The organism is Pseudomonas sp. 22189, assembly GCF_052045635.1.
Taxonomy (GTDB): domain Bacteria; phylum Pseudomonadota; class Gammaproteobacteria; order Pseudomonadales; family Pseudomonadaceae; genus Aquipseudomonas; species Aquipseudomonas parakoreensis.
The window spans coordinates 1-4006 of record NZ_JBQEPG010000060.1 but is presented as its reverse complement, the minus strand read 5'-3'; the positions used below and the strand labels follow the sequence as shown (position 1 = coordinate 4006).

4 protein-coding genes and 3 tRNA genes are annotated in these 4006 nt (G+C 53.9%); all 7 read left to right on the top strand.

The genetic code is table 11. From position 1 onward, the window contains the following. Positions 1-179 precede the first annotated feature (179 nt). Positions 180-1133 (top strand): bifunctional biotin--[acetyl-CoA-carboxylase] ligase/biotin operon repressor BirA, encoded by a 954-nt coding sequence (birA, locus tag ACTJKS_RS27945; protein ID WP_108183967.1) that lies wholly within the window; start codon positions 180-182, stop codon positions 1131-1133. Beyond that, positions 1123-1872: a pantothenate kinase gene (locus tag ACTJKS_RS27940; RefSeq protein ID WP_108183966.1), complete on the top strand. Its 750-nt coding sequence runs from the start codon at positions 1123-1125 to the stop codon at positions 1870-1872. The genes birA and ACTJKS_RS27940 overlap by 11 nt, the downstream gene beginning before the upstream one ends. Positions 1873-1879: 7 nt before the next feature. After that, positions 1880-2317: a hypothetical protein gene (locus tag ACTJKS_RS27935; protein ID WP_108183965.1), complete on the top strand. Its 438-nt coding sequence runs from the start codon at positions 1880-1882 to the stop codon at positions 2315-2317. A gap of 142 nt (positions 2318-2459) precedes the next feature. After that, positions 2460-2544, top strand: a tRNA-Tyr gene (locus ACTJKS_RS27930). Between the two features lie 24 nt (positions 2545-2568). After that, positions 2569-2642, top strand: a tRNA-Gly gene (locus tag ACTJKS_RS27925). A gap of 26 nt (positions 2643-2668) precedes the next feature. Continuing rightward, positions 2669-2744, top strand: a tRNA-Thr gene (locus tag ACTJKS_RS27920). 84 nt (positions 2745-2828) lie between these two features. After that, positions 2829-4006 (top strand): elongation factor Tu (gene tuf, locus ACTJKS_RS27915; RefSeq protein ID WP_440829043.1); only part of this gene is annotated, 1178 nt, incomplete at its 3' end.

Below are 4006 nucleotides of genomic sequence, written 5' to 3'. Positions count from 1 at the left end.
GATGGTAGTGTGGGGTTTCCCCATGTGAGAGTAGGTCATCGTCAAGATTAAATTCCGAAACCCCAATTGCGAAAGCAGTTGGGGTTTTGTTTTGCCCGCAGGAAAGTGGTGCGCTTGATTTCTATGCAATCGCCCTGCTCATGGCTATTATTCGGGCCTCATTGTGAGGCGAGACCTGCATGCTGACGTTGTTGAATCTTTTAAAGGATGGTCGATTCCATTCCGGTGAGGCCTTGGGGCTTGCCCTGGGAATCAGTCGAAGCGCGGTGTGGAAGCAGCTTCAGCATCTTGAGGCTGAGCTCGGATTGTCAATTAACAAAGTCCGGGGCAGAGGCTATCAACTGGCTGCGCCCCTGACGCTGCTCGACCCCCTGAAGATTGGTGCCTTGGCAGCGGTTTGGCCGATTACAGTCTTTGACTCCATTGACTCCACTAACGCAGAGGCGCTTCGCGCGATCAATCAGGGTCGAGCGGCGCCGTTTCTGGTATTGGCAGAGCGACAGATTTCCGGTCGTGGTCGCCGTGGGCGTAAGTGGGTAAGCCCTTTTGCTGAAAATCTCTACTACAGCCTGGTTCTGCGCATAGAAGGTGGCATGCGTCAGCTTGAGGGCTTGAGTCTGGTGGTCGGTTTGGCTGTTATGCACGCCTTGCGAAAGCTGGGGGTGGCGGGCGCAGGATTGAAGTGGCCCAACGATGTGCTGGTCGGAGACAAGAAAATCGCCGGTATTCTTCTTGAGCTAGTCGGGGATCCTGCAGATGTTTGCCATGTGGTGCTGGGTATTGGCGTTAATGTAAACATGCAGGTTGCCGAGGAAGTTGACCAGCAATGGACGTCGGTACGACTGGAAACGGGCAAAAGCTGCGATCGCAACCTCTTGGTAGCTGAGCTGAGCGAGCAGCTACGCGGCTATATCCAGCGCCATCAGGTTGATGGTTTCTCTGCGTTCCAGGAAGAGTGGGAAAAGGATCACATGTGGCAAGGTCGCCCGGTTTCTTTGATTGCCGGCGTTAGTCATATAGAAGGCGTTGTGCTTGGCATTGATAGCCAAGGTGCGCTGCGCTTGAAGGTGGACGGCGTGGAAAAAGTTTTTAGTGGTGGTGAGCTCAGCCTGAGGTTGCGTGATGATTCTTGAGCTCGACTGTGGGAATAGCTTTATCAAGTGGCGGGTATTGAATACGGCCGCTGGCGGTCTTTTCGCGGAGGGTGTTGTCGACTCGGATCAAGCTCTGGTGGATAGCTTGAGCGCATTTGACGGCCTGTCGTTGCGTAAATGTCGATTGGTGAGCGTAAGAACCAGCGAAGAAACTGCCGCGCTCACCCGGATTCTTGAGCAGGAGTTCGGTGTCTCCGCCGTGTGCGCCAAGTCGGCCAGTGAGATGTCTGGTGTCAGGAATGGCTATGACGAGTATGAACGCTTGGGGCTGGATCGCTGGTTGGCGATGCTTGGTGGCTTTCATTTGGCTGCGGGCGCCTGTCTGATTCTGGATTTCGGCACTGCAGTGACGGCCGACTTTATTAATGCCGAAGGTGAGCACCTTGGGGGATTCATTTGCCCAGGGATGCCCTTGATGCGTCACCAATTGCGTACACATACCCGGAAAATCCGTTATGGGGACTCGGCTGCCGAAAGAGCGCTGACGAGCCATGCTCCGGGGCGCAGTACCGTCGAAGCGGTGGAGCGTGGATGCTCTTTAATGTTGAGAGGTTTCGTCCTGACCCAAGTGGAAATGGCTCGATCCTATTGGGGAGAGCGCTTTACTGTTTTTATTACAGGTGGCGATGCTCTGTTGGTGGCGGACGTTGTGCCTGAAGCGCGGATCGTCCCTGACCTGGTATTCATAGGGTTGGCGATGGCCTGTCCTTTAACTTGAGGTTTGTATGCGTTGGTTGTTCCTGCTGGTCGTTGTACTCAATGTGTTTTATTACGTCTGGCATCAGCAGGAAGCACCCTTGCGTGCGAAAGATGTCACGCCACTCAGCATGTACCGCGGGTCTCAACAAGATATTCGCTTACTGAGTGAGGCGAATGGTGACTCTGGGGGAGGGCAGGGCGCGCGCCGTGGCGGACAGGAGTGTCTGTTTTTGGGTGGTTTGACTCAAGAAAGCAGCATTTCCGCGCTGCAGCTGCGTCTAGCGGCCATGGGGGTGAAGGTTCAGGCGTCGCAAAAGGATCTCCCCGAGCTTGGTTACTGGTTGCGCATTACGCCCGAAAGCCAGCGTTTATTGGGGGATGTGCAGTTGCAGAACCTTTCCAAGGAATTCAATGAGTTAAAACATAAAATAATGCTGTGTGAGGGGGTTGCACCGCTGGAATAGTTTGCATAGAATGGCGCCCGCTCCACAGCGAACACCTAAACAGGTGGTCAGCGCGGAGCGGTGTCAACGCAGCTAACCTCAGGTTTTTAATGAGAAAATGCTTGACAGAAGGCTGGCATAGTATAGAATGCCGGCTCGCTTAGGAGGGGTTCCCGAGCGGCCAAAGGGATCAGACTGTAAATCTGACGTCTACGACTTCGAAGGTTCGAATCCTTCCCCCTCCACCATTTTTAGCGTGAGCTGCAAGCTCCGCGGGTATAGTTTAGTGGTAGAACCTCAGCCTTCCAAGCTGATGATGCGGGTTCGATTCCCGCTACCCGCTCCAAGTTTGCAGGTTGTGCAAAGTGTTAAGCTCTTGTAGCTCAGTTGGTAGAGCACACCCTTGGTAAGGGTGAGGTCAGCGGTTCAAATCCGCTCAAGAGCTCCATATAACAAGGCAGATATGAGAATATCTGCCTTTGTTTTAATGGTAGATATCGTTCGTCTAATTCTTCTGTTGAGGGTGTTATCGATGGCTAAGGAAAAATTTGATCGTTCCCTGCCCCACGTCAACGTAGGGACCATTGGTCACGTTGACCACGGTAAAACCACTCTGACTGCTGCTCTGACTCGCGTCTGCTCCGAAGTTTTCGGTTCGGCTGTAGTTGAATTCGACAAGATCGACAGCGCTCCAGAAGAAAAAGCTCGCGGTATCACCATCAACACCGCGCACGTTGAGTACAACTCGAACATTCGTCACTACGCTCACGTTGACTGCCCAGGTCACGCTGACTATGTGAAGAACATGATCACCGGTGCTGCTCAAATGGACGGCGCTATCCTGGTTTGCTCGGCCGCTGATGGTCCGATGCCACAAACCCGTGAGCACATCCTGCTGTCCCGTCAGGTAGGCGTTCCGTACATCGTGGTTTTCCTGAACAAGGCTGACCTGGTAGACGACGCTGAGCTGCTGGAACTGGTTGAGATGGAAGTTCGCGACCTGCTGTCCACCTACGACTTCCCGGGCGATGACACTCCAATCATCATCGGTTCGGCTCGTATGGCGCTGGAAGGCAAAGACGACAACGAGATGGGCACCACTGCCGTCAAGAAGCTGGTTGAAACTCTGGACAGCTACATCCCAGAACCAGTTCGTATGATCGACAAGCCATTCCTGATGCCAATCGAAGACGTGTTCTCGATCTCGGGTCGCGGTACTGTTGTGACTGGTCGTATCGAGCGCGGTATCGTTCGCGTTCAAGATGCACTGGAAATCGTTGGTCTGCGTGACACCACCACCACCACCTGCACCGGTGTTGAGATGTTCCGCAAGCTGCTCGACGAAGGTCGTGCTGGTGAGAACTGCGGCGTTCTGCTGCGTGGTACCAAGCGTGACGACGTTGAGCGTGGTCAGGTTCTGGTCAAGCCAGGTTCGGTTAAGCCGCACACCAAGTTCACTGCAGAAGTTTACGTTCTGAGCAAGGAAGAAGGCGGTCGTCACACTCCGTTCTTCAAAGGCTACCGTCCACAGTTCTACTTCCGTACTACTGACGTGACTGGTAACTGCGAGCTGCCAGAAGGCGTTGAAATGGTAATGCCAGGTGACAACATTCAGATGACTGTTACCCTGATCAAAACCATCGCGATGGAAGACGGTCTGCGTTTCGCTATCCGTGAAGGCGGTCGTACCGTCGGCGCTGGCGTCGTAGC